26 protein-coding genes are annotated in these 25,668 nt (G+C 65.2%); 16 read left to right on the forward strand and 10 right to left on the reverse strand.

Going from position 1 to position 25,668, the window contains the following annotated elements; translation table 11 throughout:
• Positions 1-16: 16 nt before the first annotated feature.
• The 6 genes from RPC_RS01460 to hemJ all read right to left on the reverse strand — a co-directional run bounded on the left by RPC_RS01460 (position 17) and on the right by hemJ (position 8,446).
• Entirely contained in the window at positions 17-871 is an 855-nt protein-coding gene (locus tag RPC_RS01460) for a ParA family protein (RefSeq protein WP_011470771.1), read from the reverse strand.
• Positions 868-1,572, reverse strand: coding sequence for a 16S rRNA (guanine(527)-N(7))-methyltransferase RsmG (rsmG, locus tag RPC_RS01465; RefSeq protein WP_011470772.1), 705 nt, complete (start codon positions 1,570-1,572; stop codon positions 868-870). Before rsmG ends, RPC_RS01460 begins: the two co-directional genes overlap by 4 nt.
• A 687-nt stretch (positions 1,573-2,259) precedes the next feature.
• Complete coding sequence (gene mnmG, locus RPC_RS01470) at positions 2,260-4,137, reverse strand: tRNA uridine-5-carboxymethylaminomethyl(34) synthesis enzyme MnmG (RefSeq protein ID WP_011470773.1); 1,878 nt, start codon at positions 4,135-4,137, stop codon at positions 2,260-2,262.
• A gap of 716 nt (positions 4,138-4,853) precedes the next feature.
• Positions 4,854-6,203 (reverse strand): tRNA uridine-5-carboxymethylaminomethyl(34) synthesis GTPase MnmE, encoded by a 1,350-nt coding sequence (gene mnmE, locus RPC_RS01475; protein WP_011470774.1) that lies wholly within the window; start codon positions 6,201-6,203, stop codon positions 4,854-4,856.
• 257 nt (positions 6,204-6,460) lie between these two features.
• On the reverse strand, positions 6,461-7,726 hold the full coding sequence (gene rho, locus RPC_RS01480; protein WP_011470775.1) for a transcription termination factor Rho: 1,266 nt from the start codon (positions 7,724-7,726) through the stop codon (positions 6,461-6,463).
• Positions 7,727-8,014: 288 nt separating this feature from the next.
• Positions 8,015-8,446 (reverse strand): protoporphyrinogen oxidase HemJ, encoded by a 432-nt coding sequence (hemJ, locus tag RPC_RS01485; RefSeq protein WP_011470776.1) that lies wholly within the window; start codon positions 8,444-8,446, stop codon positions 8,015-8,017.
• Positions 8,447-8,907: 461 nt separating this feature from the next.
• Between hemJ and RPC_RS01490 the strand changes: the two genes are divergently transcribed.
• The 4 genes from RPC_RS01490 (at position 8,908) to dnaQ (ending at position 11,852) form a co-directional block, all read left to right on the forward strand.
• Entirely contained in the window at positions 8,908-9,744 is an 837-nt protein-coding gene (locus RPC_RS01490; protein ID WP_041802299.1) for a pyruvate, water dikinase regulatory protein, read from the forward strand.
• On the forward strand, positions 9,741-10,349 hold the full coding sequence (locus RPC_RS01495; RefSeq protein WP_011470778.1) for a Maf family protein: 609 nt from the start codon (positions 9,741-9,743) through the stop codon (positions 10,347-10,349). Before RPC_RS01490 ends, RPC_RS01495 begins: the two co-directional genes overlap by 4 nt.
• Before the next feature lie 19 nt (positions 10,350-10,368).
• Positions 10,369-10,968: a dephospho-CoA kinase gene (coaE, locus tag RPC_RS01500; protein ID WP_011470779.1), complete on the forward strand. Its 600-nt coding sequence runs from the start codon at positions 10,369-10,371 to the stop codon at positions 10,966-10,968.
• A gap of 188 nt (positions 10,969-11,156) precedes the next feature.
• Positions 11,157-11,852 carry a DNA polymerase III subunit epsilon gene (gene dnaQ / locus RPC_RS01505; RefSeq protein ID WP_011470780.1) on the forward strand — a complete coding sequence of 232 codons (696 nt, stop codon included), beginning with the start codon at positions 11,157-11,159 and terminating at the stop codon, positions 11,850-11,852.
• A 271-nt stretch (positions 11,853-12,123) separates the two neighbouring features.
• On the opposite strand, the gene secB is transcribed toward dnaQ, so the two are convergent.
• A complete protein-coding gene (gene secB / locus RPC_RS01510; RefSeq protein WP_011470781.1) occupies positions 12,124-12,618 on the reverse strand; it encodes a protein-export chaperone SecB in 495 nt (164 codons plus the stop codon).
• A 473-nt stretch (positions 12,619-13,091) separates the two neighbouring features.
• Between secB and RPC_RS01515 the strand changes: the two genes are divergently transcribed.
• From RPC_RS01515 to RPC_RS01525, 3 genes are read left to right on the forward strand one after another with little or no spacing between them, the layout of a single operon-like run.
• Positions 13,092-13,793: a Tim44/TimA family putative adaptor protein gene (locus RPC_RS01515; RefSeq protein WP_011470782.1), complete on the forward strand. Its 702-nt coding sequence runs from the start codon at positions 13,092-13,094 to the stop codon at positions 13,791-13,793.
• A complete protein-coding gene (locus RPC_RS01520; protein WP_011470783.1) occupies positions 13,717-15,345 on the forward strand; it encodes a murein transglycosylase A in 1,629 nt (542 codons plus the stop codon). The genes RPC_RS01515 and RPC_RS01520 overlap by 77 nt, the downstream gene beginning before the upstream one ends.
• The gene (locus RPC_RS01525; protein WP_011470784.1) at positions 15,342-15,950 is read left to right on the forward strand and encodes a Smr/MutS family protein; all 609 of its coding nucleotides are present in this window, start codon (positions 15,342-15,344) and stop codon (positions 15,948-15,950) included. Before RPC_RS01520 ends, RPC_RS01525 begins: the two co-directional genes overlap by 4 nt.
• A gap of 169 nt (positions 15,951-16,119) precedes the next feature.
• Here RPC_RS01525 and hslU read toward each other — a convergent pair whose 3' ends face one another.
• Both hslU and hslV read right to left on the reverse strand, forming a co-directional pair.
• On the reverse strand, positions 16,120-17,424 hold the full coding sequence (hslU, locus tag RPC_RS01530; protein ID WP_011470785.1) for an ATP-dependent protease ATPase subunit HslU: 1,305 nt from the start codon (positions 17,422-17,424) through the stop codon (positions 16,120-16,122).
• 82 nt (positions 17,425-17,506) lie between these two features.
• Positions 17,507-18,079 (reverse strand): ATP-dependent protease subunit HslV, encoded by a 573-nt coding sequence (hslV, locus tag RPC_RS01535; protein ID WP_011470786.1) that lies wholly within the window; start codon positions 18,077-18,079, stop codon positions 17,507-17,509.
• Between the two features lie 176 nt (positions 18,080-18,255).
• Between hslV and hisB the strand changes: the two genes are divergently transcribed.
• The 9 genes from hisB to coaA all read left to right on the forward strand — a co-directional run bounded on the left by hisB (position 18,256) and on the right by coaA (position 23,806).
• Positions 18,256-18,849 (forward strand): imidazoleglycerol-phosphate dehydratase HisB, encoded by a 594-nt coding sequence (gene hisB / locus RPC_RS01540; protein WP_011470787.1) that lies wholly within the window; start codon positions 18,256-18,258, stop codon positions 18,847-18,849.
• Between the two features lie 30 nt (positions 18,850-18,879).
• Positions 18,880-19,389, forward strand: coding sequence for a DUF2628 domain-containing protein (locus RPC_RS01545; protein WP_011470788.1), 510 nt, complete (start codon positions 18,880-18,882; stop codon positions 19,387-19,389).
• Entirely contained in the window at positions 19,386-20,036 is a 651-nt protein-coding gene (gene hisH / locus RPC_RS01550; RefSeq protein ID WP_011470789.1) for an imidazole glycerol phosphate synthase subunit HisH, read from the forward strand. Before RPC_RS01545 ends, hisH begins: the two co-directional genes overlap by 4 nt.
• Positions 20,037-20,187: 151 nt before the next feature.
• On the forward strand, positions 20,188-20,925 hold the full coding sequence (gene hisA / locus RPC_RS01555) for a 1-(5-phosphoribosyl)-5-[(5-phosphoribosylamino)methylideneamino]imidazole-4-carboxamide isomerase (RefSeq protein WP_011470790.1): 738 nt from the start codon (positions 20,188-20,190) through the stop codon (positions 20,923-20,925).
• An 8-nt stretch (positions 20,926-20,933) separates the two neighbouring features.
• Positions 20,934-21,323 (forward strand): hypothetical protein, encoded by a 390-nt coding sequence (locus tag RPC_RS01560; protein WP_011470791.1) that lies wholly within the window; start codon positions 20,934-20,936, stop codon positions 21,321-21,323.
• Complete coding sequence (locus RPC_RS01565; protein ID WP_011470792.1) at positions 21,298-21,585, forward strand: hypothetical protein; 288 nt, start codon at positions 21,298-21,300, stop codon at positions 21,583-21,585. The genes RPC_RS01560 and RPC_RS01565 overlap by 26 nt, the downstream gene beginning before the upstream one ends.
• Positions 21,586-22,362 (forward strand): imidazole glycerol phosphate synthase subunit HisF, encoded by a 777-nt coding sequence (hisF, locus tag RPC_RS01570; protein ID WP_011470793.1) that lies wholly within the window; start codon positions 21,586-21,588, stop codon positions 22,360-22,362.
• A gap of 59 nt (positions 22,363-22,421) precedes the next feature.
• Positions 22,422-22,745 (forward strand): phosphoribosyl-ATP diphosphatase, encoded by a 324-nt coding sequence (locus tag RPC_RS01575; RefSeq protein ID WP_011470794.1) that lies wholly within the window; start codon positions 22,422-22,424, stop codon positions 22,743-22,745.
• Between the two features lie 107 nt (positions 22,746-22,852).
• Entirely contained in the window at positions 22,853-23,806 is a 954-nt protein-coding gene (gene coaA / locus RPC_RS01580; RefSeq protein ID WP_011470795.1) for a type I pantothenate kinase, read from the forward strand.
• A 781-nt stretch (positions 23,807-24,587) separates the two neighbouring features.
• Here the strand turns inward: coaA and RPC_RS01585 are convergent.
• Positions 24,588-25,553 carry a GNAT family N-acetyltransferase gene (locus tag RPC_RS01585; RefSeq protein WP_011470797.1) on the reverse strand — a complete coding sequence of 322 codons (966 nt, stop codon included), beginning with the start codon at positions 25,551-25,553 and terminating at the stop codon, positions 24,588-24,590.
• Positions 25,554-25,668: the final 115 nt, after the last annotated feature.

Genomic DNA, 25,668 nt, shown 5'->3' on the forward strand with positions numbered 1-25,668 from the left:
CGCGCCCGCCGCGCATTCAATGCGCGGTGCGGAGTTCGCGCTCGCGCTGGATCACTTCGGTGGCGAGCTTGAGATAGGCTTCACTGCCGGCGCATTTCAGATCGTACACCAAGACCGGCTTGCCGTAGCTCGGCGCTTCCGAGATCCGCACGTTGCGCGGGATCATGGTGTCGTAGACCTTCTTGCCCATGAACTGGCGGACGTCGGCGACCACCTGGTTGGACAGATTGTTGCGGCTGTCGAACATCGTCAGCACGATGCCGTGGATCGACAGATTCGGGTTGAGCGTCGAGCGCACCTGCTCGACGGTCTGCAGCAGCTGCGACAAGCCTTCCAGCGCGAAGAACTCGCACTGCAACGGCACCAGGATCGCGTCCGACGCCGCCATCGCATTCACGGTGAGCAGGTTCAGCGACGGCGGGCAATCGATCAGCACATAGGTGTAGTCGAGCGGCGGCGCGATGTTGTCGTTGAGCGCCGCGATGGCGTCGCGCAAGCGGAACGCGCGGTCGCGGGTGGCGCCGAGCTCGAGCTCGAGGCCGGAGAGATCCATCGTTGACGGCGCGATATGCAGCCGCGGTACCGCGGTCGGCACCACGGCGTCGCGCAGCGGCGCCTCGCCGATCAGCACGTCATAGGTCGAGCAGTTGCGGTTGCGGCGGTCGATGCCGAGCCCGGTGGAGGCATTGCCCTGCGGATCGAGATCGACGATCAGCACCCGTTCGCCGATCGCCGCCAGCGCGGTGCCGAGATTGATCGCGGTGGTGGTCTTGCCGACCCCGCCCTTCTGATTGGCGAGCGCCAGGATGCGCGGCTTCGCGGCCCCGGCATTCCGTGTATCGCCTTGATATATTTGATCAATTACGGTCATACGGATGCGCCATGGGGTGTTGGGGCGGACTGATCCTGGGGCTCGACGGCGCCGAGCTCGACGATCCAGCCCTGTCCGCCGGTGAGGCTGGGATGCAGGCGTGGGCTAAACTTCCAAGATTTAGTGGCTTCGGTCAATTCCGCGTCTACATCCTGACCCTTGAGGAACAGGGCCTTGGCGCCCTGCCGGATCAAGGGTTTGGCGAAACCGATGAGTTGGTGTAGCGGAGCCACCGCGCGCGCGGTGACGCAATCGACCTGCCCGGCAAATCTATCCACACTATCCCCGATATCCGCGAGGATAACTTGTCCGGCGCCGCCGGTGACGCGCAGCGCTTCGCGCAAAAACGCCGCCTTCTTGACGTTGCGCTCGACCAGCTGCACCGACCCGCCGGCGCTCTCGGCCAGCGCACAGGCCAGCACCACGCCGGGAAAGCCGCCGCCGCTGCCGAAATCGAGCCAGGTTTTGGCGTCCGGCGCCAACCGCAGCAGCTGCAGCGAATCGGCGACGTGCCGGGTCCAGAGTTGCGGCAGCGTCGCCGGCGAAATCAGGTTGGTCTTGGCCTGCCACTGCAGCAGCAGCGCCACATAGGCGTCGAGCCGCGCTTCTGTTTCACGTGAAACAGGCGTGAGCCTGAGCGCCGCGGCCTTATCGGCGGCAAGCTCCGGCGGCGGCGGCGATTTCTGCGAACGTTGGGCCATCGGCTGGCGGAATCCAAAGGGTTAGCGAAGGTCGAAGAGGTCGGCAGCTGGAACGACACATCGCGCAATGCGAGGCACTCAGATCGCTCACGGTGCGGCCTCTTCGCCGTGACGGTTCGCCCGGTTGCCGCGAGCCATCAGGCCTGGCCACGCGAGCGGATCCAACAGGCGCCGCGAGAGACTCGGTTCATAACCCTACCCGGCCGCGACATCCATCATTTTGCGCAAGTTGGCCGGCAAAGCCTCGTGGTTGCGTGCGCCTTACAGCTTCGCCTGAGCCTGGACGATTTTGTCCGCATCGCCGCATCGCATACACCGTCGTCATCCTGAGGTGCCCGAGCAAAGCGAGGGCCTCGAAGGATGCGGCCCCGGGCACCGCGATCGCGGCCATCCTTCGAGACACCCGGCCTCGCCCTCCGGGCTCCGCCGGGTTCCCCAGGATGACGCTCGAGCTGCAGGGCCTTCTCAGCCCGGAACGACTCCCTTCCCATCGCCGCAACGCATACACCGCCCTCATCCTGAGGTGCCCGAGCAAAGCGAGGGCCTCGAAGGATGCGGCTCCGGGCACCGCGATCGTGGCCATCCTTCGAGACGCCCGGCTTTCGTTTCACGTGAAACAATGCGACCCGGAGACGGAGACAATGCGACCCGGCGGCCCCACCACGACGCGGATCGGCGGCGCCCGCCCTACCCGGCCGCCGAACCCGCCGGCTTCCTGCGCTGGTCTCGCCGCAGATAGGCCGCCAGAATCCCCAGCGCCGCCGGCGTCAACCCGTCGAGACGGCCGGCCTGGCCCACCGTGCGCGGCCGGGCCTTTTCCAGTCTGCCGCGGGCCTCGTTGGAGAGCCCCGGCACCAGGGCGTAGTCGATCTCGGTCAGTAACAGGCCCTCGTCGCGGCGAAAGCCTTCGACGTCGGCAGTCTGCCGCTTCAGATAGACGTCGTAAGTGGCGTCGATCTCCAGATGCGTGGCGATCGAGGGCTCGATCGCCGCCAATTCCGGCCAGATCGCCTCGACCCGCGCCCAATCCACCTCCGGATAGGCCAGCAATTCGAACGCAGAGCGCCGCACTCCGTCGCGGTTCAGCGACAATCCGTGCTTGGCGGCCTGCGAAGGCGTAATCGCCAGCGATTGCGCCAGCGCCTTGGCCTGCGCCAGCGCCGCCATCTTGGCGGTGTGAAACTCTGTCCGCTCCGCGCCGACGCAGCCCAGCGCGATGCCCTGCCCGGTCAGCCGTTGATCGGCGTTATCGGCGCGCAGCGTCAGGCGATATTCGGCGCGCGAGGTGAACATCCGGTACGGCTCGGTGATGCCACGGGTCACCAGATCGTCGATCATCACCCCGAGATAGCCGTCGGCGCGGTCGAAAGCGATTTCGCCCCCGCCCGACGCCAGCAGCGCGGCGTTCAGCCCGGCGACCAGGCCCTGCGCCGCCGCCTCCTCATAGCCGGTGGTGCCGTTGATCTGGCCGGCCAGAAACAGCCCGCGCAATCGCTTGGCCTGCAGCGTCGGCTCGAGTTCGCGCGGATCGACATGGTCGTATTCGATCGCATAGCCCGGGCGGAGCATGGTGGTCCGCTGCAGCCCCGGAATCGTCGCCAGGATGGCGCGTTGCACCTCTTCGGGCAGCGAGGTGGAGATGCCGTTGGGGTAGACCGTCGGATCGTCGAGTCCTTCCGGCTCCAAAAAGATCTGGTGGCCATCGCGATCGCCGAACCGGACGATCTTGTCCTCGATCGACGGGCAATAGCGCGGCCCCGACGACTGGATCTGCCCGGAATACATCGGCGAACGATGCACATTGGCGCGGATCACCGCGTGGGTCGCGGGCGTGGTCCGGGTGATTCCGCATTCGATCTGCGGATTGGTTATTTTCTCCGTCAGGACGGAGAATGGCTCCGGCGGCTCGTCGCCGGGCTGCATCTCGACCGCCCCCCAGTCGATGGAGCGGCCGTCAAGCCGCGGCGGGGTGCCGGTCTTCAGCCGGCCCAGCGCAAAGCCCAGCCGTTCGAAGGATTTTGACAGTCCGAGCGCCGGGGCCTCGTCGATCCGCCCGGCCGGCCAGCTTCGCTCACCGAGATGGATCAGCCCGCGCAAAAAGGTGCCGGTGGTGATCACCACTGCGCCGGCGCCGAGTTCGCGGCCATCGGCCAGCCGAATCCCGGTAATGCGGCCGTCGGAGGTCAAAAGGTCGTCGGCTTCGGCTTCGACGACGCTAAGATGGGGTGTCGCCAGGATCAAAGCCTGCATCGCCGCGGCATAGAGCTTGCGATCGGCCTGGGCGCGGGGCCCGCGCACCGCCGGACCCTTGCGGCGATTGAGCATCCGGAACTGGATGCCGCCCTGGTCGGCGACGCGGCCCATCAACCCGTCGAGCGCGTCGACCTCGCGCACCAGATGGCCCTTGCCGAGCCCGCCGATCGCCGGATTGCACGACATCGCGCCGACGGTGGCGAAGCGATGCGTGACCAGCGCGGTCGTGGCGCCAAGCCGCGCCGCGGCCGCCGCGGCTTCACAGCCGGCGTGGCCGCCGCCGATCACGATGACGTCGAATGAAGTTTGCATGGCGGCGGTTGTATCGCGGCTGTGGAAAACCGGGAAGCCGGAAAATCGGATCGGCGTACCGATGCTGTTTCACGTGAAACAGAAGGTGCGGTTAGGGGCTCGCACGTCTCGCACGACACACCAACGGGCGCCATCCAACGGCCGACGGCGCAACGATTACGAACTCGCCGCCTTTGCGTCTGACCGGAAATGCGACCCTGCCTTTGGCAAAGGATCGGCGTATCGAAACCGCGCGCCCTCTCCGCGTCATGGGGCTTGTCCCGGGCAATCCACGGAAACAACCCACGCCTCGCCTGGTTGCCGTGGATGGCTGCGACAGGCGCGCCATGACGTGGTGAGCCAAGTGGCTGATCGGTTTCGCGGCCTTTTCAGTTAGGGCATTTTTCAATGGATTCTGAGTCACTCGCAGCCGACGCTGCTCGAGCCCCGGGATGACGGCCCGGGACTCTTGAAGCGCATCAATCGTAACCGAAAATGCTCTAGCTCTCAGGATCAGGGTGCCAAGCATCGGGGCGCCAAGTCACGAATACCTTGCAAGACGGCGGTGGGCGACGCCGCGTTGCGGCTCTTCGGCTCCACCCTTCCTAAGTCGGCAAAGCCCCGGCTGGCGCAATTCAAGGCGCGTGACAATTCGGTTGGCCTTGTCTCGCTAACGTTTCACGTGAAACATAGAATTGAAAATTCTATTCATTTTATAAAAAGTAAACAAAGAAATATTACTTCCCGACACAAAACTCCCGGAAGATCACGTCCAAGATATCCTCGACGTCGACCCGGCCGAGCAATTGCCCGAGCCGGTGCGCTGCAATCCGCAACTCCTCCGCGATCAACTCGACCTGTTCCGGCAGGTCGATCGCCCTCCCCAGCGCGTCGGCGGTCTGCCGCAACAAGTCGCGGTGCCGGGCGCGGGTGATCAACGCCGACTCCCCGCCAAGATGCGCCGCGGCGAATTTTCCCAGCGCCGCGATCAATTCCGCCACGCCGCGGCCATTCGCCGCGGAGATCGAAAAGCACGGCCAGCCGGTGGCCGATAGCTCGCCCGTCGGCTCGCCCGCCACGTCGACCTTGTTGCGCACCACCCAGAAGCCGTTCTGACCCTGCGCCATCCAGGCCCGCAACGCGTCCTCGCCGTCGCCCGCCGCCTGCGCATCCACCAGCCACAGCCGCAGATCGGCCTCGGCGGCGCGGCTCCTGGCGCGGCGCACGCCCTCCTGCTCGACCGGGTCGATCGCCTCGCGGATCCCGGCGGTGTCGATCACCGTCACCGGATAGCCGTCGAGATCGAGATGCACCTCGATGATATCGCGCGTGGTGCCGGCATGCGGCGACACGATCGCCACCTCGCGCCGCGCCAGCTGGTTCATCAGCGTGGACTTGCCGACATTCGGCGGCCCGGTGATCGCCACCACCAAGCCGTCGCGCAGCTTTTCGCTGCGGCCCTCCTGCGCCAGCACGTCTTCGATCTCGTCGAGCAGGATTTCGATCTTGGCCTTGGCCGGCGCGATCAATTCGTCCGGCACGTCGCCCTCGTCGGCAAAATCGATCGCGGCTTCCACCAGCGCCGACGCCGCGATGATCTCTCCGCGCCAGTCGCGCGCTCTGTCGCCGAGCAGGCCCTGCAACTGCCGCAGCGCCTGGCGGCGTTGCCGCTCGGTGTCGGCGTGGATCAGATCGTCGAGCCCTTCGGCTTCGGTGAGGTCGAGCTTGCCGTTCTCGAACGCCCGCCGGGTGAATTCGCCGGGCTCCGCAGCGCGCAAATTTTCGTTCGTGCCGATCGCCGCGATCACCGCGCTCAGCACCGCGCGGCCGCCATGGATGTGAAACTCGGCGACGTCCTCGCCGGTGGCGCTCCGCGGCGCCGGAAACCACAGCACGATGGCGTCGTCGATCGGCTGCGCGCTCGCGTCGTGCAACAGCGCGCGCATCGCCTGGCGCGGCGGCGGCAATCGTCCGGCGATTCGCTCGAGCACGATTGCGGCCTCAGGCCCCGACACCCGGACGATCGCCAGCGCCGCCGGCGGTCGGCCCGAGGATAATGCGAAGATGGTTTGCTGGCGCGAATGCATCGCCTATTTGGCGGCGCGCCTCACCCGACGCAACGAAAATGCGGCGGATTATCACCCGGCACGAAAAAATCGGCGAAAACGCCGATTTCATCAATATCGTCAGACACTTAAGGAGAGTAACGGCAGCTCATTACGGCGCCCAGCGCCGCTGCTCCGTTCACTGCCCCAGGTTTGCCGCAACATTTCCGACGCGGTCTGCGGCGTCAAAAAACCAAGCCGACGGACCGCGCAAACGATCCATCGGCCTGGCCAGCTTGTCAGGTGTTCATCGATTCGAAGAACTCGGCGTTGTTCTTGGTGTTGCGCAGCTTGTCGAGCAGGAAGTCGATCGCATCCATCGTGCCCATCGGGTTGAGGATGCGGCGCAGCACGTACATCTTCTTCAACAGTTGCGGATCGGTGATCAGCTCTTCCTTGCGCGTGCCCGACCGCGAGATATCGATCGCCGGGAAGGTGCGCTTGTCCGAGACCTTGCGATCAAGGATCAGCTCGGAGTTGCCGGTGCCCTTGAACTCTTCGAAGATCACTTCGTCCATCCGCGAGCCGGTATCGACCAGCGCGGTGGCGATGATGGTGAGCGAGCCGCCCTCTTCGATGTTGCGCGCGGCACCGAAGAAACGCTTCGGCCGCTGCAGCGCGTTGGCGTCGACACCGCCGGTCAGCACCTTGCCGGACGACGGCACGACGGTGTTGTAGGCGCGGCCGAGCCGGGTGATCGAGTCGAGAAGAATCACCACGTCGCGGCCGTGTTCGACCAGACGCTTGGCCTTCTCGATCACCATCTCGGCGACCTGAACGTGACGCACCGCGGGCTCGTCGAAAGTCGAGGACACCACCTCACCCTTCACCGAGCGCTGCATGTCGGTGACTTCTTCCGGCCGTTCGTCGATCAACAGCACGATCAGATAGCATTCCGGATGATTGGCGGTGATCGAATGCGCGATGTTCTGCATCAGCACGGTCTTGCCGGTGCGCGGCGGTGCCACGATCAGCGCGCGCTGGCCCTTGCCGATCGGCGCCACGATGTCGATGACGCGCGCCGACAAATCCTTGCGGCTGGAATCTTCCAGCTCGAGCCGGAAGCGTTGGTCCGGAAACAGCGGCGTCAGATTGTCGAAATTGACCTTGTGCTTGGACTTTTCCGGGTCCTCGAAATTCAGCGTGTTGACCTTGAGCAGCGCGAAGTAGCGCTCGCCTTCCTTCGGGCTGCGGATATGGCCCTCGATGGTGTCGCCGGTGCGCAGCCCGAAGCGGCGGATCTGCGACGGCGACACGTAGATGTCGTCCGGACCGGGTAGATAATTCGCATCCGGCGAACGCAGAAAGCCGAAGCCGTCGGAGAGAACCTCGACAACGCCTTCGCCGATGATGTCGGTTTCCTTGATCGCCAACTGCTTGAGGCTGGCAAACATCAGCTCCTGCTTGCGCATCGTGCTGGCGTTTTCGACCCCGAGTTCTTCGGCGAACGACACCAGTTCGGCCGGCGTCTTCGCCTTGAGGTCTTGAAGCTTCATTTCCCGCATTGGGAGGATCCTGTGGAAAAACGGAGAGGGATGGCGAGGGAGTTCAACGACGCGAACGCCAGAAAGATCAGGAAAGTCCGCAGGTCTTGAGGCAGGAAGTCTCGAGGCAGGAAGTCTTGGCCAACGGAAGGTGCCGGGAGGGGGCTTCGAACCTTAAGAGGCGGCCGGTCAAACAACCAAACCGGAGTGCGCCTGCATCCGCCTGCGTGGGTGGGATGGCTGCAATATAGAAAATCGAACGCCGCGACGCAAGAAATTCCCCACGCCGCGCCAAACCCCGCTGCAGGGCTACGGCTTGATCACCACCAAAATCACCGCGGCGATCATCAGCAGCGTCGGAACCTCGTTGATAATGCGATAGAATTTGTGGCTTCGCGTGTTCCGGTCGGCGGCGAAATCGCGCACGTAGCGGCCCATCATGAGGTGGATCACGGTCATCAGCACCACGGCGGCGAGCTTGCCGTGAAACCAGCCGTCCATCAGAAAACCGCGGTCCCAGGCGATGTACAACCCGGCCGCCCAGGCCGCCAGCATCGCCGGGGTCATGATCGCCTTGTAGAGCCGGCGTTCCATGATCTTGAAGGTTTCGGATTGTTTCGATCCGACCGTGGCCGTGCAGTGGTAGACGAACAATCGCGGCATGTAGAGCATGCCGGCCATCCAGGAAATCACCGCGATGATGTGAAACGCCTTCGCCCAGGGGTAGATCAGCTCGGCCATCAGAACTCTCACTGCGGTGCCTGGCCGCTCGACTTTTTTCGAACTGCTCGGAACGCCATGCCTAACATGGGCATTATCGGAATGCTTGAAGAACGAGTTCTCCGCAAGCCATCCTTTTCTAAAACAATAGTTATAGATTCTTAGGTTAGAGTCTAAGTGGCAGTGGATTAGGCCCACGCAACACGATCCGGAATTGTCCCGGGTTTGTGCACAGCGGGCGGGAGTTTTCCCAGCCCTCCACAGCCGGCAGGAATCGCCAGAGCCTCAGCGACTTGCCGGCCGTCTTGGCTGTCTTATCAAGAGACAAGCCGAGATAACCCCGCTACCATCCCGATCGACCCCCGATACGATCCCCGCAAGGAGTCCTGTGTAGAAAATTCCGGCTTATCCCGGGAGCCCTGCCGCCGAGGCCGCGAGCGCCCGAACGCCCCACAGTGATTCACAGGATATACAGGCTTATGATGCCCACCGACGGCAGCTATTTTCACCTTCATCTGGTGTCCGATTCGACCGGCGAGACTCTGATCACGGTGTCGCGCGCGGTGGCGGCGCAATACGCCAATGTCAGCCCGGTCGAACATGTTTATCCCTTGGTGCGCAGCCAGAAGCAGCTCGACCGGGTGTTGACCGAGATCGAGGAAGCTCCCGGCATCGTGCTGTTCACCCTGCTGGAAAAGGATCTGGTGGGGCGGCTCGAGGCGAAGTGCGAGGAAATCAACATTCCGAGCCTGTCGATCATCGGGCCGGTGATGCAGCTGTTCCAGGCCTATCTCGGCTCCTCCACGACCGGCCGGGTCGGCGCCCAGCACACCTTGAACGCAGAATATTTCAAGCGCATCGACGCGTTGAATTATTCGATGATCCACGACGACGGGCAGCACGTCGAAGGCCTGGAAGACGCCGACGTGGTGCTGGTCGGGGTGTCGCGCACCTCGAAGACCCCGACCTCGATCTATCTCGCCAATCGCGGCATCCGCACCGCGAACGTGCCGCTGGTGCCCGGCATCGCGATTCCGCACCAGCTCGAAACCCTGACCAAACCGCTGGTGGTCAGCCTGCACGCCACGCCGGAGCGGCTGATCCAGGTCCGGCAGAACCGGCTGCTCTCGATGGGCGCCACGGTCGGCAACGAGGATTACATCGATCGGCAGTCGGTCAACGACGAAGTCTCGTTCGCCCGCAGGCTGAGCGCCAAATACGGCTGGGCGTTGCTCGAAGTCACAAGGCGTTCGATCGAGGAAACCGCGGCCGCGGTGATGAAACTGTTGGCCGACCGGCAGCGGCAGCGGCAGGAATGACGATCTGGCTCGGCTCGCAACCGCTGGTTCTGGCGTCACAGAGCTATGCGCGACAGATGTTGCTGCAGAACGCCGGCATTCCGTTCGAGGCGATCCCGGCCGCGATCGACGAACGCGGCGTGCAGCAGGCCTCCGGCCTGACCTCGCCGGCGGAGATCGCCGCAAGATTGGCCGAAGAAAAAGCCCTGGCGGTGTCGCAGCGCCTGCCCGGCCGCCTGGTGCTCGGCGCCGATCAGACGCTGGCGCTCGGCGAGCGGACTTTTAACAAACCGGCCGATCGCGCCAAGGCCACCGCGCAGCTGCGCACGTTGTCCGGCCGCCGCCACGAATTGCATTCGGCGATCGCGCTGGTGCGCAACGGCAAGACCGTGTTCGCCGAAACCTCGGTGGCGCGGATGACCATGCGCCAGCTCACCGAGGCCGAGATCGAGGCCTATCTCAACGAGGCCGGCGACGCCGCAACCTCCAGCGTCGGCGGCTATCAGGTCGAGGGTCTCGGCGTGCATCTGTTCGACGGCATCCATGGCGATCACTTCACCATTCTGGGCCTGCCGCTGGTGCCGCTGTTGAACTATTTGCGGCAGCAACGGCTGCTGGCGTTCTGAAAGAGCGGCGGGCACCGATATGCGAATCCTCGGACTGACCGGCTCGATCGGGATGGGCAAGTCGACCACCGCTCGGCTGTTCGCCGAGGCCGGCGTGCCGGTCTACGACGCCGACGCCACCGTGCATCAAATCTATGAGGGCGAGGCCGCGCCGGCGGTCGAGACGGCATTTCCCGGCACCACGGTGAACGGCAAGGTCGACCGCGCGCTGTTGTCGGCGCGGGTGCTGCACGATGCGGCGGCGATGCAGCGGCTGGAAGCGATCGTGCATCCGATGCTGCGCGCCCATCACCAGCAGTTTCTCGCCGACGCGGAAAAATCCGGCGCCCCGGTGGCGGTGGTCGACGTGCCGCTGTTGTACGAGACCGGCGGCGATGCCCGGGTCGACGCCGTGGTGGTGGTCACCACGTCGCACCAAGTTCAGCGCGCGCGGATTCTTGCCCGCCAGGGCATGACCGACGAAAAGCTCGACGCGCTGCTGGCACGGCAACTGCCGGATGCCGAGAAGCGTCAGCGCGCCGATTTCGTGGTGGATACCTCGAACGGTTTGGAGCCGGTGCGCGCGCAGATCCGCGAAATCCTCGCCGCGACTGCTAAGATGCCGCAGCGGCGCGCCTGATTCGTCGCCAGCAGGCCGTCATTCCGGGGCCCGAGCAGCGGAGCTGCAAGCCAACCCGGAATCTCGCGACCAACGAAGCGCTCGGCCTCGCCGCAAGATTCCGGGTTCGCTGTTCCTTACGGCGTCGCGCCCCGCAATGACGACGCGGGGTGGCTGGTCGAATAAAAACCGGACTGAAAGTTGCACTGATGCGTGAGATCGTCCTCGACACCGAAACCACCGGACTCGATCCGTTGCGCGGCGATCGGCTGGTCGAAATCGGCTGCGTCGAAATCTTCAACCGGATGCCGACCGGCCAGACTTTTCACCGCTACATCAATCCCGAGCGCGATATGCCGCAGGAAGCGTTCGCGGTGCATGGGCTGTCCGCCGAGTTTCTGTCGACCAAGCCGTTGTTCGCCGAGGTGGTCGACGAGTTTTTGGAATTCATCGCCGAGGCACCTTTGGTGATTCACAACGCCTCGTTCGACATCGGCTTCATCAATGCCGAATTGGGCAAGATCGCGCGACCGCCGATTCCGCGCGACCGGCTGGTCGATACGCTGCTGTTGGCGCGGCGCAAACATCCCGGCGTTTCCAATCGGCTCGACGATCTGTGCTCGCGCTATGCGATCGACAATTCGCGGCGCACCAAGCACGGCGCGCTGCTCGACGCCGAATTGTTGGCCGAAGTCTATATCGACCTGATCGGCGCCCGGCAGTCGCAGCTGATTCTGGCGGAAGCCGCGCCGTCGCGCTCCAACCGACCGGGTGACGCGCCGCGGCGGCAACGCGAAACGCCGCTCGCAGCAAGGGTCACCGACGCCGACCGCATCGCGCACCGCGAATTCGTCGCCACGCTCGGCGACAAGCCGATCTGGAACGAGTATTTCGGCGAGGCGTGAGCGGCGCCTTTCGTTTGATTGGATAAGTTCAACCAACAACGAAGCCGTCATCCCGGATTGCGAGTTCGCAAGAACGAGCAAGTCCGGGATCCATATCCCCTGCAGGGATTATGGATCCCGGGCTCGCTCGCAGCTTCGCTGCTCGCGCCCCGGGATGACAATGTGATCTTTGGCGAGCGTAGCAAGCCAGCCGGAACAAAGCCCCCCAAACGAAACAAGCCGGACTTGTTAAAGCCCGGCTTGTCAAAATTCTCGTCCAAAGCGGCGCCGATCAGCTCGGCTTGGCCTCGTCGGCCGAAGCCGCGGCAGCAGCCTGACGCTCCATGTTCTGGCGATACAATCCGACGAAATCCACCGGATCCAACATCAAGGGCGGGAAGCCGCCGTCGCGCACCGCGGTGGCGATGATCTCACGGGCGAACGGGAACAACAGCCGCGGGCATTCGATCATCACCAACGGATGCAGGTTTTCCTTCGGCACGTTGAGAATCCGGAACACGCCGGCATAGAGCAGTTCGAAACTGAAGATCAGCGAGCCGGCGTTGTCGGCCTTGCCCTCGATCGCCAGCGTCACTTCGAACTCGCTGTCGGCGAGCGTGTTGGCGGTGACGTTGATCTGGATGTTGATCGACGGCTGCTGCGCCTGCGGCGCCAGCGAGGCCGGCGCGTTCGGATTCTCGAACGACAGATCCTTGGTGTACTGCGCCAGAACGTTGAGCTGTGGAGCCTGGGCCGCTTCCGGAGGCGCGCCGTTGCCGTTGGTCATGAGTTGTTCTCCTGAAGCGTTGCCAAGCCCGGCGAAGCCGCCCGGCTGCGATGTCGCGCGATTGCGCGAAGCTGTTGTCGGGGCGAGTGGCTATCATAGCCCCGCCGCGTTCCACAAGGACGGAAGCATCGGCGGGCGGCAAGCGGAGCTGGATCAGCAAGAAATCCTTCCGCTCGCCACAAGGCGCCTTTCCGCAGTCCCGGTAGATCTCCTAAACCATTGACGCCGCGTCTGTTCTTGGGCAGCGATCGGGTTTCCCCTGAACCGCAAAACGCGCTACAATTCGACCCAAATCAAGGATCAGCATGGCAATACCTTCGGCAACGCGTTGCTTTGTGGCAAAGCCCGCCATTGGCTGGGCTCTGATCATGCCTACATGCTAAGAGCTGAACCTTCGGGACCAACAACTCCGTCTTCCCTCGGGATGCATTGACGCCGGACCTTTCCGGCGATGACCAGAAAGCGAATGCGACGTGGATATTTACACCATCATCTTCTTGGCCCTCGCGGTGTTTATCTTCCTGCGTCTCCGCAATGTGCTGGGCCAGAAAACCGGCAATGAGCGGCCGCCGTTTGATCGCGCCGCCCGCGACGTGGTGCGTGGCGCGCAGGACAACGTCGTGCCGCTGCCAGGCGCCGTGGTTGACCAAGCTCCGCAGACGCCGTCCGCGGACGTGGTGCCGCCCACCGATCGTTGGAAAGGCGTGGCCGAACCGGGCACCCCGCTGGCGCAGGGGCTCAACGCCATCGTGGCGCAGGATTCGTCGTTCGATCCGCAGCACTTCCTCACCGGCGCCCGCGGCGCCTATGAGATGATCGTGCTGGCCTTCGCCAATGGCGACCGCCGCGCGCTGAAGGATCTGTTGTCCCCGGAGGTTTATGACAGCTTCGAGGCGGTGATCCGCGAGCGCGAAAAGCAAGAGCAGAAGACCGAAACCCGGTTCGTCTCGATCGACAAGGCCGAACTGGTGTCGGCCGAGGCGCGCGACCGCGCGGCGCAATTGACCGTGCGATTCGTCTCGCAGATGATCACCGTGACCCGCGACAAGACGGGCGCGATTGTCGATGGAAACCCGGACAAGGTCGCCGATATCACCGATGTTTGGACATTTGCCCGAGACGTCGGATCGCGCGATCCGAACTGGAAGCTGGTCGGCACCGGCAGCGTCCATTAAGCACGGCGGCTTCCGCGCCGCCGTCTGCGCCGCGCTCGCTGTCGGGTGCTGGCTCGCGCCGGCGCTGGCCGAAGCCCGGCATCACGTTCCGCGGCATCGCCATCTGGCGGTCTGGCCGCTGGAAATTCCCAACGGCCAATACGTCCCGGTCGGCTGGGCCGACGTCGCCGGTTGGAGCGAAGACGATCAGCTCGCGGCGTTCAAGGCGTTTCGCGCGAGCTGCAAGCCGATCGCCGCGCAGCGCGGTCCGCCCAACGAGACCAAGCCGCTCGGCGGCTCGCTCCGCGAACCCTGCCGCATCGCCCGCGCCGCCGACATCAGCGAGCCGGCGGCGGCTCGGGCGTTTTTCGAACGGCATTTTCATCCGGTGCGGATTTCCAAGCTCGGCGAGACCGACGGCTTCGTCACCGGCTATTACGAGCCGGTGCTCGACGGCTCGCGCACCCGGACCGACGTCTACACCGTGCCGGTATATCGCCGGCCGTCCAATCTGTTCGTGCGCGGCGTCAGCCAGGGCGCCGCGGGGCTTCCCAACAAGGGCGAGGTGTTTCGCAAGATCGGCCGGCGCAAGCTGGTGCCGTATTACGATCGCGCCGCGATCGAGGACGGCGCGGTCGCCGGCCGCGGCCTCGAATTGTGCTGGCTGAAGAGCCAGACCGATCTTCTGTTCACCCAGATCCAGGGCTCGGCGCGGGTGCGGTTCGAGGACGGCACCACGCTGCGAATCAATTACGACGCGCATAACGGTTATCCCTACACGCCGGTCGGCCGCATCCTGATCGAGCGCAACATCATCCCGAAAGAGCAGATGTCGATGCAGCGGATCCGGCAGTGGATGGAGGAGAATCCCGACGGCGCCCACGAGCTGCGCCGGCAGAACCGCTCCTATGTGTTCTTCCGCGCCGTCGATCTGTCCGACAAGGACGAGGCGGTCGGCGCGCAGGGCGTGCCGCTGACGCCGGGCCGTTCGATCGCGGTCGACAAGGCGCTCCACGTCTACGGCACGCCGTTTTTCATCGAGGCCGATCTGCCGCTGGACTCGGAGCAATCGGCGACGCCGTTCCGCCGGCTGATGGTGGCGCAGGACACCGGCTCGGCGATCGTCGGGCCGGCGCGGGCCGATCTGTATTTCGGCGCCGGCGCCGAGGCCGGGCGGGTGTCGGGCCGGCTGCGTCACGGCGCGCGCTTCGTGATGCTGCTGCCCAACAGCCTCGATCCGTTGGCGCGGGGACGCACCATGCCGCTGCCGGAAGCGCGGCCGTCCGCGAAAATCGCAAAACTGTTTCCGCAAACGGAGCAGCCCAAGCCGACCGTTGAGCAAAAGCCCGCCGAGCCGCCGTCTGCTGCGCCGTCTGCCAACCCTGCAACGCCGAGTGCCGAGCCCGCGAAGGCCGCGCCGTCGACCGCCGAGCGAGCCAGCAAGCCCGCCGCAGCGGCGGCGGCGGTGCCGTTGCCGGAGGCGCGCCCGGCAACGGCGCCGGAGATCCGCCCGGCGCATCGGCGGCTGCATCGGCCTTGGCGGCATCATCGCCGCTGGCACGGGGCGCGATGAGCAAGAAGCCACCGCAGCTCTCCGACCCTGTCGTCCCGTCCCGCCGCCGCCGCGCGCTCAGCGAGCCGGAACGCGAATTGTGGGAGAGCGTTGCCAAACAGGTCAAGCCGCTGCGCAAGAAGCACCGCGTCGTGAAGGCGGTAGCCTTGGCGGCAGCGCCTGAACCAGCGGTGCGGGTCGAGAAGTCGCCAGCCTCCCTCAAGCCGGTGGCGCCGAGCAAGGCTCCGCCGGTGCCGAAGCTCGACGCGCCGCGGCCGGCGCCGCCGCTGGCGCCGATCGGGCGGCGCGAGCGCGCACATCTGTCGCGCGGCAAAAAGAGCATCGACGGCCGCATCGACCTGCACGGCATGACGCAGACCCGGGCGCATGGCGCGCTGCTGTCGTTCCTGCACCGCGCCAGCCATGAAGGCATGACTTTCGTGCTGGTGATCACCGGCAAGGGCCGCACCGTCGGTCCGGAGTCCGAGCGCGGCGTGCTGCGCCGCCAAGTGCCGCATTGGCTCGGCCTGCCGGAATTCCGCACGCTCGTGGTCGGCTTCGAGGAAGCGCATATCGGCCATGGCGGCGAAGGCGCGCTGTATGTGCGGGTGCGGCGGGTCAGATAGCCGACAGCCGCTTATGGGAATGTGCCCCGGACGCAGCGCAGTACGCCGCACTTGCGGCGTGGTGCGCTGCAGATCCGGGGCCGTTACGAAGGCAGCATCCGCAACGGTCCCGGCTCACGGCACCGCGTCAAGAACGCGGTGTCGTGTCCGGGACACGAGTCATTCCAACTCACAAAATAAACCGGCTCAGATCGGCGTTCTTGGCGAGATCGCCGACGTGCTTCTGCACATAGGCGGCGTCGACCTGGATGGTCTCGCCATCGCGGTCCGGCGCGGTGAAGGAAATCTCGTCGAGCACCCGCTCCATCACCGTCTGCAGCCGCCGCGCGCCGATGTTCTCGACGCTGGAATTCACCGCCACGGCGACGTCGGCCAGCGCGTCGATCGCCTCGTCGGTGATCTCGAGGGTGACGCCTTCGGTCTGCAGCAACGCGACATATTGCTTGATCAGCGAGGCTTCCGGCTCGGTCAGAATCCGCCGCATGTCATCGCGCGTTAGAGCGGAAAGTTCGACCCGGATCGGCAGCCGGCCCTGCAACTCCGGCAACAGGTCGGAGGGCTTGGCGATGTGAAAGGCGCCCGAGGCGATGAACAGGATGTGGTCGGTCTTCACCGCGCCGTGCTTGGTCGACACCGTGGTGCCTTCGATCAAGGGCAACAGGTCGCGCTGCACGCCCTCGCGCGACACCTCGCCGCCGCTGCGGCCGTCGCGCACGCAGATCTTGTCGATCTCGTCGAGAAACACGATGCCGTTGTTCTCGACGGCATTGATCGCTTCCTGCACCAGCTGATCGCTGTCCAACAGCTTGTCGGCCTCCTCGTTCACCAACAGCTCGTGGGAATCTTCCACCGTCAGCCGCCTGGTCTTGGTGCGGCCGCCCATCTTGCCGAAGATGTCGCCGAGCGAGATTGCGCCCATCTGGGCGCCCGGCATGCCGGGAATCTCGAACATCGGCGAACCGCCGCCGGTCGACTGGGTCTCGACCTCGATCTCCTTGTCGTTGAGTTCGCCGGCGCGCAGCTTCTTGCGGAACGAATCTCGCGTGGTGGCGCTGGAATTGGCGCCGACCAGGGCGTCAAGCACCCGCTCCTCGGCGGCGATCTGGGCGCGGGCCTCGACGTCCTTGCGCTTCTTTTCGCGGACCTGGGAGATTGCCACTTCGACCAGATCGCGGATGATCTGCTCGACGTCGCGGCCGACATAGCCGACCTCAGTGAATTTGGTGGCCTCGACCTTGATGAAAGGCGCGCCGGCGAGCTTGGCCAGCCGCCGCGCGATCTCGGTCTTGCCGACCCCGGTCGGCCCGATCATCAGAATGTTCTTCGGCAGCACCTCTTCGCGCAACGAGCCTTCGAGCTGCAGCCGCCGCCAGCGGTTGCGCAGCGCGATCGACACCGCGCGCTTGGCGTCGTGCTGGCCGACGATGAAACGGTCGAGTTCGGAAACGATTTCGCGGGGGGAAAAGTCGGTCATGTCTCTGCTTCTTTCCCTCTTCTCTCAAGGAAGAGGGTGGCGCGGACGACGTCCGTGCCGGGTGAGGGGAAAAAGATCGCGATCACGCGCTCAGCGTTTCCACGGTGACGTTGCGGTTGGTGTAAACGCAGATGTCGGCGGCGATATCCAGCGAGCGGCGGACGATCGCCTCGGCGTCCTTGTCGGAATCGATCAGCGCGCGCGCCGCGGCCAGCGCGTAATTGCCGCCGGAGCCGATCGCCATCACCCCGGCTTCCGGCTCCAGCACGTCGCCGGTGCCGGTCAACACCAGCGAAACCTCCTTGTCGGCGACGATCATCATCGCCTCCAGCCTTCGCAGATAGCGGTCGGTGCGCCAGTCCTTGGCGAGCTCGACCGCGGCGCGGGTGAGCTGCCCGGGATATTGCTCGAGCTTGGCCTCGAGCCGCTCGAACAGCGTGAAGGCGTCGGCGGTGGCGCCGGCGAAGCCGCCGATGACGTCGCCCTTGCCGAGTTTGCGCACCTTGCGGGCGTTGGACTTGATCACGGTCTGGCCGATCGAGACCTGGCCGTCGCCGCCGATCACCACTTTGCCGCCCTTGCGGACGGTGAGAATCGTGGTGCCGTGCCAAACCTGGGGCGATCCTTCGCCGGAAGCCGAAAATTGTGGGGTCATGGGAATCCTCGTGAGAGCGCTGATCTAGGCACGCGGCGTCTCGGATGCAAATCGCGGCAGCGTCCGGTTTTCGGTCACCATAGCCGCAAGACGGGGCACGCCCGCCCGTTCCGCTGTAGCGAAGCCGTCATCGGCCTGTTAAAAGGGCCGCGTTTTCAGCCCGGAGAGCCCGCTTCATGCGCACGGCGACGATCAAGCGCAAGACCAAGGAAACCGCGATCGAGGTCACGGTCGACCTCGACGGCACCGGCGCGTCCAATATCGCCACCGGGATCGGATTCTTCGACCATATGCTGGATCTGCTCGCCCGGCATTCGCGGATCGACATCACCGTCAAGGCGGTGGGCGATCTGCATATCGATTATCATCACACCACCGAGGACGTCGGCATCGCGCTCGGTCAGGCGGTCAAGCAGGCGCTCGGCAACATGGCCGGGATCACCCGCTATGCCGGCATCCATCTGCCGATGGACGAGACCCTGACCCGGGTGGTGATCGACATTTCCGGCCGCCCGACGCTGGTGTTCAAGGCCGAGTTCCCGCGCGACAAGATCGGCGAATTCGACACCGAACTGGTGCGCGAATGGTTCAACGCCTTCGCGATGAATGCGGGTGTGACTCTGCACGTCGAGACCCTATATGGCGAGAACAGCCACCACATCGCCGAATCCTGCTTCAAGGGTCTGGCGCGGGTGCTGCGCGCGGCGGTCGCGATCGATCCCTCCGCGGCCGGCGAGGTGCCGTCCACCAAGGGTCAGCTCGGCGGCTGATCGGCTTTGAGTTTCGGTTGGAGAACCGCGATGTCGGTTTACACAGTCCATGCGCCGGTCGCACATACTTCGAACCGGCCAAGCTCGGCCGAGCGCTTCGTGTTCGTGCGCGACGGCTTTCATGTCTGGGCCTTCCTCGCCGGGCCGTTCTGGCTGCTCTATCACCGACTGTGGCTGGCGCTGGCCGGCTATGTCGCGCTGAATGTGGTCGCCACGCTGATCATGGCCGCGGCGCATGCCGGTGCCGGCAGCCGCTTCGCCGTGCTGCTGTTGATCGCGCTGTTGATGGGGCTGGAAGCCGCGAGCCTCCGGCGCTGGACGCTGTCGCGGCGCGGCTGGCGGCAGCTCGACCTGGTGGTGGCCGACGACGCGGACGCCGCCGAGCGGAGGTTCTTCGATCGCTGGAGCGCGGCGCGGCCGAGCGACGACTATCGGCCGCCGGTGGAGCGCGGCGCGCCGCCGCCGACCCGTTCGGGGTCGCCGAGTTCGGCGCAGCAGGACATCTTCGGGCTGTTTCCGCGTCCGGGATCGTCGCGATGAGCGTCGCCATCATCGATTACGGCTCCGGCAATCTGCACTCCGCCGCCAAGGCGTTCGAGCGCGCCGCGCGCGGCATGGACGTGCCGGACAAGATCGTGGTGACCAGCGATCCGGAAGTGGTGTACCGCGCCGACCGCGTGGTGCTGCCCGGCGTCGGCGCGTTCGCCGATTGCCGCCGCGGGCTCGACGCGGTCGACGGTATGGTGCAGGCGATGACCGAAGCGGTGCGCGACAAGGCGCGGCCGTTCTTCGGCATCTGCGTCGGCATGCAGCTGATGGCGACCCACGGCAAGGAGCACGTCACCTCGGACGGGCTCGGCTGGATCCCCGGCGACGTGGTCAAGATCACGCCGCGCGAGGAGAATTTGAAGATCCCGCATATGGGCTGGAATACGCTGGAGATGCTGCGCGAGCATCCGGTGCTGGAGCGGTTGCCGCTCGGCCCGAACGGCCGCCACGCCTATTTCGTGCATTCCTTCCACCTCGCCGCCGTCAACGAATCCGACGTGCTGGCGCGCGCCGAATATGGCGGGCCGGTCACCGCGATCGTCGGCCGCGACACCATGTTCGGCACCCAGTTTCACCCCGAGAAGAGCCAGCGCTTCGGGCTGGCGCTGATCTCGAATTTCTTGAAGTGGAAGCCGTGAGGATCCCTCTCGACATCGGGCGCGCGGTGCCGCGCACCTCCCCTCCCCCTTGCGGGGAGGGGTCGGGGGTGGGGGTCCGCGAGGCCGGCGCCTGTTGCTTACCCCCCTCCCCGACCCTCCCCCGCAAGGGGGGAGGGAGTAAGGCCCAACGATGATTCTGTTTCCCGCCATCGACCTGAAAAACGGCCAATGCGTCCGCCTCGAGCAGGGCGACATGGACCGCGCCACGGTGTTCAACCTCGATCCCGCAGCCCAAGCCAAGAGCTTCGCGGCGCAGGGGTTCGAGTATCTGCACGTGGTCGATCTCGACGGCGCGTTTGCCGGCAAGCCGATGAACGCGCAGGCGGTGGAATCGATGCTGCAGGTGGTGAAAATGCCGGTGCAACTCGGCGGCGGCATCCGCGATCTCGCCACCATCGAAGCCTGGCTCGGCAAGGGCGTCAGCCGCGTCATCATCGGCACCGCGGCGGTGCGCGATCCGGCGCTGGTCAAGGACGCCGCGAAAAAATTCCCTGGCCGCGTCGCGGTCGGGCTCGATGCCCGCGACGGCAAGGTTGCGGTGCAGGGCTGGGCAGAAAGCTCGGAAGTCACTGCGCTGGAGATCGCGCAGCGCTTCGAGGACGCCGGCGTCGCGGCGATCATCTTCACCGACATCGCCCGCGACGGGCTGTTGAAAGGCCTCAACCTCGACGCCACGATCGAGTTGGCTGCGACGATTTCGACCCCGGTGATCGCTTCGGGCGGTTTCGGCTCGATCGACGACGTCAAGGCGCTGATCCTGCCGCGCGCCGCCAAATTGGCCGGCGCCATCGTCGGCCGCGCGCTGTATGACGGAAGGCTCGATCCCACCGAGGCCCTGGCATTGATGCGCCGCGCCGCGGCGGCATAGGGCGCGCGATGTTCAAGCTCGATCAGATCGTCCGGGCCGGGCTATCGCGGGTCGATACCATCCGCGTGGTTCGGACGGCGGTCAATCCTATGCTGTGGCTGGCCGGTTTTGCGGCGCCGATGTTTCTTCTCGCGGCCGTCCTCACAGATGGGGCTTCCCGGCTGGTCTCGATCGCATTGGCGGCGGCGTTTTGTTTTCCAGCAATCGTCGCCTATTTCATACTATTGTTTCGCGATCCTGACCGGCTTCAATCCGAGGAGTACAGAGTGCGGCTCCAGGAGTTGAAGTTTCGGTACAGGAAGGGTCGTAAGCCCGTCATTGTCACCTCGACAAAAGAGATCGGCAGCATCGAGCACGATCACGGAGGAAAAGATGGAAACCCGCCTTCTGGTATTTGATGACGGCAATGGAGACGATCTCGATCTGCGCGCATTCGTGGACGGTCTCGATGACAATGCCGAGATGATTGAACTTGAAGCTCACGTTTGCTTCGTGCGCAGCGGTCTGTCCGTCTCCGAGTTATCGAACCGGTTCATTGCGGTTGCTGGCTCGCGGGTGTTCTTTATTTCCGATATCGCCTCCAGCAAATTCGAAGGACGGATGCCGGGCGTTTACTGGGACTTCATCAAGAACAAGTCTCTCGCCTCGGCAGCCGAATAGATGTTCAAAGTTCGCGTCATCCCCTGCCTCGACGTCAAGGACGGCCGAGTCGTCAAGGGCATCAACTTCGTCGACCTGCGCGACGCCGGCGATCCGGTGGAGGCGGCGATCGCCTATGACGCCGCCGGCGCCGACGAACTGTGTTTCCTCGACATCACCGCGACCCACGAGAACCGCGGCATCATGCTCGATGTGGTGCGGCGCACCGCCGAGGCCTGCTTCATGCCGCTCACCGTCGGCGGCGGCGTGCGCACCGTGGACGACATCAAGGTCTTGCTGCGCTCCGGCGCCGACAAGGTCTCGATCAATTCCGCCGCGGTGTCGCGCCGCGAATTCGTCAAGGAAGCCGCGGAAAAATTCGGCGACCAGTGCATCGTGGTGGCGATCGACGCCAAGCGGGTGAAGCGCGGCGGCGGCGGCGAACGTTGGGAGATCTTCACCCATGGCGGGCGCAATTCCACCGGCATCGACGCCATCGAATACGCCCAGGAAGTGGTCTCGCTCGGCGCCGGCGAAATCCTTTTGACCTCGATGGACCGCGACGGCACCCGGCAAGGCTTCGACATCCCGCTGACCAGCGCGATCGCCGACAGCGTGCACGTGCCGGTGATCGCCTCGGGCGGCGTCGGCACTCTCGATCATCTGGTCGACGGCATCCGCAATGGCCACGCCACCGCGGTGCTGGCGGCGTCGATCTTTCATTTCGGCGAGTTCACCATTCGCCAGGCCAAGGACCACATGGTGCGCGCCGGACTGCCGATGCGGCTCGATCCGTAGCGATCGGGCTGCTTGGGAGCGTCGGCGCGCTGCCGCACAACAGAAAGCTGGAGGCCGCGATGGCCCGTTTCACGATCCACGATCTGGCCGCCACCGTCGACGCCCGCGCGGCGTCCGGCGGCGAAGGCTCCTACACCCGCAAGCTGCTCGACAAGGGGCCGGAGCATTGCGCCAAGAAGTTCGGCGAGGAAGCGGTGGAGACGGTGATCGCCGCGGTCGAGAACGACCGCGCGCATCTGATCGCGGAAAGCGCCGACGTGCTGTTTCACCTTTTGGTGCTGCTGAAATCCCGCGACGTCCGTCTCGAAGAGGTCGAGGCGGCGCTGGCGCAGCGCACCACGATGTCGGGGCTGGCCGAAAAGGCCTCGCGCAAGCGCGACTAATTTATAGCTTCCCCGGCAACCACGGCTGCCGGCACGCTTAATGCCATGAGACGCTCAATAACAAGACTTGCGCGCCAATGACGCGCCAGACCACGAGGAACGACTGGATGGATGCGCGGGCAGACCAGATCTACAATCCATACCGGGTGTTCACCCGGGCGCAGTGGGCCAAGCTGCGCGACGACACCCCGATGACGCTCAACGCCACCGAGATCGCGGCGCTGCGCTCGATGTACGACCGGCTCGACCTCAAGGAGGTCGAGGAGATCTACCTGCCGCTGTCGCGGCTGTTGTCGATCTACGTCGCGGCGACGCAGCAGTTGTACTTCGCGCAGCGGCGGTTTCTCGGCATCGTCGACCGCAAGATGCCCTACATCATCGGCGTCGCCGGCTCGGTGGCGGTCGGCAAATCCACCACCGCGCGGGTGCTGCAGGCGCTCTTGGCGCGCTGGTCGCCGCGGCCCAAGGTCGACCTGATCACCACCGACGGCTTCTTGTATTCCAACGCGATGCTGGAGCGGCAGGGAATGATGCAGAAAAAGGGCTTTCCGGAGAGCTACGACCTGCCCCGGCTGCTGGCGTTCCTCAGCGACATCAAGGCCGGGCGGCGCCGGGTGCGGGCGCCGATCTATTCGCATCTCACCTACGACATCGTACCGAACGAGTATGTCACGGTGGATCGTCCCGACATCCTGATCGTCGAGGGCGTCAACGTGCTGCAGACCGGCCGGCTGCCGCGCGACGGCAAGGCGGTGCCGGTGGTGTCCGACTTCTTCGACTTCTCGGTCTATATCGACGCCGACGAGCCGGTGCTGCGCGAGTGGTACGTGCAGCGGTTTCTGGCGCTGCGCGACACCGCGTTCCACGATCCACGGTCGTATTTCCATCGCTACGCGCCGTTGTCCGACGAAGAGGCCACCGCGACCGCGCTGGCGATCTGGGAGCGCACCAACCTCGCCAATCTCGAGGACAACATCCTGCCGACCCGGCCGCGCGCCACGCTGATCATGAAAAAGGGCACCGATCACGTCGTCGAAACCGTGGCGCTGCGGCGGCTGTAATTCTCACAGCAGCCGCGCTGTGACGATACCATAGTTGCACCGCGCAGACTCGGCGCGCTCTCCGCCAGAACAACGCCGTCATCCTGAGGCGCTCGCGCGTCTCGCGCGAGCCTCGAAGGATGCGGCCACCAGTCCTTGCAGCCCATCCTTCGAGACGCCCGGCTTCGCTGCGCTACGCCGGGCTCCTCAGGATGACGGCCGTTGGGTTGATAGTCAGTCGTGTCGATGGTCACCGGCGTGCGGAGCAAAGCCGCGCGTCCGTTGCGCGAGCGAGTAAAGGGTCACGCGCGCGTGGCGCGGGCGCTCTCCGCCAGAACAACGCCGTCATCCTGAGGCGCTCGCGCGAGCCTCGAAGGATGCGGCCACCAGTCCTTGCAGCCCATCCTTCGAGACGCCCGGCGTCGCTGCGCTACGCCGGGCTCCTCAGGATGACGGCCGTTGGGTTGATAGTCAGTCGTGTCGATCGTCACCGGCGTGCGGAGCAAAGCCGCACGGCCGTTGCGCGAGCGAGCAACATGGTCACGCCGCGTGGCGCGGCGCGCTCTCCACCAGAATAACGCCGTCATCCTGGGGCGCTCGCGCGTCTCGCGCGAGCCTCGAAGGATGCGGCCGCGAGTCGGTGCGGCTCCGCAGCGCTTGCAGCCCATCCTTCGAGACGCCCGGCTTCGCTGCGCTACGCCGGGCTCCTCAGGATGACGGCCGTTGGGTTGATAGTCAGTCGTGTCGACGGTCACCGGCGTGCGACCAAGGCCGCACGGCCGTTACTCAAGCGAGCAAAGGGTTACGCCGCGCGACGCGGGGCGTCGCTGCCGCCGAAATGCTCGATGTAGCGGCCCTTGATCGCCGCCACCGGCATCACGATCAGCACGTCGGTGGTGCCGAACTGATAGTCGATCACCGCGCCGTCGCCGACCATGGCGCCGACCCGCAGGTAGCCCTTGATCAGCGGCGGCAGTTCGCGCAACGCCGCCTTCGGGTCGATGGCGTCCTTCGCCATCCGGTTCATCTCGATGCGGCGCGACGGATGGGCGCGGGCCCGCCATTCCTCCGGCGCTGAGGCGTGGTGATGCAGGAACGACAGCGGCAGCGCCAGCCGGTCCGGATCGGTGCCCTCGAAACTGGCGCAGCCGATCATCACGTCGACGTCGTATTGGCGGACGTAGTTCCAGATGCCCTGCCACAGCAGTTCGACGGTGCGCTTGTTGCGGTAGCGCGGCAGCACGCAGGAGCGGCCGAGCTCGAGAAAGCGCAGGCCGGGGTGGCGCTCGATCATGCCGGACAGATCGAACTCGTTCTCGGTGTAGAAGCCGCCGTGGCGGTCGGCCAATTCCTGCCGCAACAGCCGATAGGTGCCGACCACCGGCTGCTTGCCGCTCAGCGTCGGCTTGGCGGCGTGATCGACCACCAACAGATGATCGCAGATCCTGTCGAAGCCGTCCTTGTCGCGGCGCGCCAATAGCGTGGCGGCGTCGGCCACCGCGGTGCCGTTCTTGTAGAACACCCGGTAGCGCAGTTTCTGCGCGTGACGGACGTCGCGTTTTTCGGTGGCGAGCTTGACCTCGAGCGCACCCATCCGTCCGAGGCTGGCGGGCGCCGCCGGAAACGGCCGCAACGCCTTGCGCGGCTGCGGCAGATAGGGCGGCGTCTTCAGCCAGGTGATCGCGGTGGCGGCCATCGCGCCGGCATTTTCCGGCCGCAAAAGCTTGATGAAACGTTGGGTCGAGCGGGCCAGATCGTCGCCGTGCATCGTATCCTCGCGACCGCATGTCCACGAATCGTGTGCGGTCTTCGACGATTACCAAACACGGGCATTCAACAAGGATGTGACGCGCCGATTGCCGGCGTGTGACAGCGCGACAAAC

The sequence above is a fragment of the Rhodopseudomonas palustris BisB18 genome, from assembly GCF_000013745.1.
GTDB classification, from domain to species: Bacteria; Pseudomonadota; Alphaproteobacteria; order Rhizobiales; family Xanthobacteraceae; genus Rhodopseudomonas_A; species Rhodopseudomonas_A palustris_F.

Excerpts from the sequence above, each read along its gene's own strand:
- hisA (WP_011470790.1), top strand. The coding sequence starts at position 20,188 with ATGATTCTGTTTCCCGCCATCGACCTGAAAAACGGCCAATGCGTCCGC.
- hisH (WP_011470789.1), top strand. The coding sequence starts at position 19,386 with ATGAGCGTCGCCATCATCGATTACGGCTCCGGCAATCTGCACTCCGCC.
- coaA (WP_011470795.1), top strand. The coding sequence starts at position 22,853 with ATGGATGCGCGGGCAGACCAGATCTACAATCCATACCGGGTGTTCACC.
- RPC_RS01490 (WP_041802299.1), top strand. The coding sequence starts at position 8,908 with ATGCCCACCGACGGCAGCTATTTTCACCTTCATCTGGTGTCCGATTCG.
- RPC_RS01545 (WP_011470788.1), top strand. The coding sequence starts at position 18,880 with ATGTCGGTTTACACAGTCCATGCGCCGGTCGCACATACTTCGAACCGG.
- RPC_RS01525 (WP_011470784.1), top strand. The coding sequence starts at position 15,342 with ATGAGCAAGAAGCCACCGCAGCTCTCCGACCCTGTCGTCCCGTCCCGC.
- coaE (WP_011470779.1), top strand. The coding sequence starts at position 10,369 with ATGCGAATCCTCGGACTGACCGGCTCGATCGGGATGGGCAAGTCGACC.
- dnaQ (WP_011470780.1), top strand. The coding sequence starts at position 11,157 with ATGCGTGAGATCGTCCTCGACACCGAAACCACCGGACTCGATCCGTTG.
- mnmG (WP_011470773.1), bottom strand. The coding sequence starts at position 4,137 with ATGCAAACTTCATTCGACGTCATCGTGATCGGCGGCGGCCACGCCGGC.
- hisF (WP_011470793.1), top strand. The coding sequence starts at position 21,586 with ATGTTCAAAGTTCGCGTCATCCCCTGCCTCGACGTCAAGGACGGCCGA.
- hemJ (WP_011470776.1), bottom strand. The coding sequence starts at position 8,446 with ATGGCCGAGCTGATCTACCCCTGGGCGAAGGCGTTTCACATCATCGCG.
- RPC_RS01460 (WP_011470771.1), bottom strand. The coding sequence starts at position 871 with ATGACCGTAATTGATCAAATATATCAAGGCGATACACGGAATGCCGGG.
- rsmG (WP_011470772.1), bottom strand. The coding sequence starts at position 1,572 with ATGGCCCAACGTTCGCAGAAATCGCCGCCGCCGCCGGAGCTTGCCGCC.
- RPC_RS01575 (WP_011470794.1), top strand. The coding sequence starts at position 22,422 with ATGGCCCGTTTCACGATCCACGATCTGGCCGCCACCGTCGACGCCCGC.
- RPC_RS01560 (WP_011470791.1), top strand. The coding sequence starts at position 20,934 with ATGTTCAAGCTCGATCAGATCGTCCGGGCCGGGCTATCGCGGGTCGAT.
- RPC_RS01495 (WP_011470778.1), top strand. The coding sequence starts at position 9,741 with ATGACGATCTGGCTCGGCTCGCAACCGCTGGTTCTGGCGTCACAGAGC.
- hslV (WP_011470786.1), bottom strand. The coding sequence starts at position 18,079 with ATGACCCCACAATTTTCGGCTTCCGGCGAAGGATCGCCCCAGGTTTGG.
- hslU (WP_011470785.1), bottom strand. The coding sequence starts at position 17,424 with ATGACCGACTTTTCCCCCCGCGAAATCGTTTCCGAACTCGACCGTTTC.
- RPC_RS01585 (WP_011470797.1), bottom strand. The coding sequence starts at position 25,553 with ATGCACGGCGACGATCTGGCCCGCTCGACCCAACGTTTCATCAAGCTT.
- RPC_RS01520 (WP_011470783.1), top strand. The coding sequence starts at position 13,717 with ATGTTTGGACATTTGCCCGAGACGTCGGATCGCGCGATCCGAACTGGA.
- mnmE (WP_011470774.1), bottom strand. The coding sequence starts at position 6,203 with ATGCATTCGCGCCAGCAAACCATCTTCGCATTATCCTCGGGCCGACCG.
- secB (WP_011470781.1), bottom strand. The coding sequence starts at position 12,618 with ATGACCAACGGCAACGGCGCGCCTCCGGAAGCGGCCCAGGCTCCACAG.
- RPC_RS01565 (WP_011470792.1), top strand. The coding sequence starts at position 21,298 with ATGGAAACCCGCCTTCTGGTATTTGATGACGGCAATGGAGACGATCTC.
- rho (WP_011470775.1), bottom strand. The coding sequence starts at position 7,726 with ATGCGGGAAATGAAGCTTCAAGACCTCAAGGCGAAGACGCCGGCCGAA.
- hisB (WP_011470787.1), top strand. The coding sequence starts at position 18,256 with ATGCGCACGGCGACGATCAAGCGCAAGACCAAGGAAACCGCGATCGAG.